The following is a 1,441-nucleotide window of genomic DNA, read 5'->3' on the forward strand; positions in this document are numbered from 1 at the left end:
AAATTCGAGAAGTTAACGCGCGGTTTGAACTAAAAAAGCTTTCAATACAAACGCTCGCCGACAGTCAATAACTTGAAGGTTTTGCTGTCGCGACAGCCGATTAGGCCGTCATTTATTTGATTGACCAGGCGTTTGACACAAACGCCTCTAAAATCGGATTAGCTTCACTGCTTGGCGTGACATCTCTGGGATTCTGGCGTTTGCTTTAAGGAATTCGGCTCTCATAGACTGCCGCTACGACAATGAACCAATCCGTCGAAGAAAGAATCGACCGGCTGCAGGCCGGCGGGATCATCGACATGCATTTCGATTTACCGATGGATCTTTACGAGAAGCGCGAGCGCCGAGATGTTCTCGGAACAGAATTTTTGCCCGAATTCAAAGCCGGGAATGTTGCCGTTGTCGGCGCGGCGATTTACATCGAGGACCGCTATTTGCCTCAGAACGGGTTGCGCGTCGCGCTCGATCAAGTTGCACGCCTCTATGCAGAAACAGCAGTTTCGGGCCGCTTCGCGATTTGCAAAAATTATCTCGAAATTCAGGCGGCGGCAGAAACGGGCAAGATCGCGTTTCTCATCACGATGGAGGGCGTCGAGCCGCTGGGTACCGATTTAAATCAATTGCGCGTTTTTTACGAACTCGGTGTGCGCTCAATCGGGCTTACACACGCTCGAAGCAATGCGGCGGGGCACGGCGGAGTTTTCGCAGCGAGCGGGTCGCCTCGGGATGGTCTCTCCGCGTTTGGTCGCGAAGTCGTGCGTGAATGCGAGGCACTCGGCGTGATTGTTGATCTTGCGCACATCAATCCAGCAGGGTTCGAAGAGATTCTCTCGATTACAATAAAGCCGCCCATCGTGTCGCACACGAACGTTCGCCGGTACTACGACATCGAGCGCAACATTAGCGATGAACAGATCAGGAAGATCGGTGCACGGCGCGGAGTAATCGGTATCAACTCCATCCTCGTGAGCCCGCGAGAAGAGGAAAGCACGCTCGACCACTACGTCGATCAGATCGAGCACATCGCCAATTTGATCGGGATCGACAGCGTCGGGATCGGATTCGATTTTTTTGAGTTCATTTACCGCCACTGGCCGGAGTCGAGACAAAAGGAGCTAGCTGCAAAATTTATAACACCGCACTTCATTCCTGACCTAACGAACCATTCGCATGCCCACAATTTCACCCGTAGATTGATCGAACGCGGATTCAGCGACGCTGACATCGAAAAGATTCTGCGAGGAAATTGGCTGCGGATTTTTAAAGAGCTGCTTTAGCCAGCACCTCATCGAGCTGGAACAGAGATGTTGTAAGTGATCAACGCACAAATGATCGTCATTCCAATCATCGCAATGATAAACATTGCGTCGGCGACCTTTTCCAGCCGATGCATTCGACGCACCGACCGTGAACGCAGGGCCCAGTAAGAAAGCAGACAGGA

The 1,441-nt window shown here is 52.0% G+C and carries 1 protein-coding gene; it reads left to right on the forward strand.

Annotated features, from left to right (window positions below; genetic code table 11):
- Positions 1-242: 242 nt before the first annotated feature.
- Positions 243-1,277 carry a hypothetical protein gene (locus DMG62_24860; protein ID PYY19213.1) on the forward strand — a complete coding sequence of 345 codons (1,035 nt, stop codon included), beginning with the start codon at positions 243-245 and terminating at the stop codon, positions 1,275-1,277.
- The last annotated feature ends 164 nt before the right edge of the window (positions 1,278-1,441 follow it).

It is taken from the genome of Acidobacteriota bacterium (genome assembly GCA_003225175.1).
Taxonomy (GTDB): domain Bacteria; phylum Acidobacteriota; class Terriglobia; order Terriglobales; family Acidobacteriaceae; genus Gp1-AA112.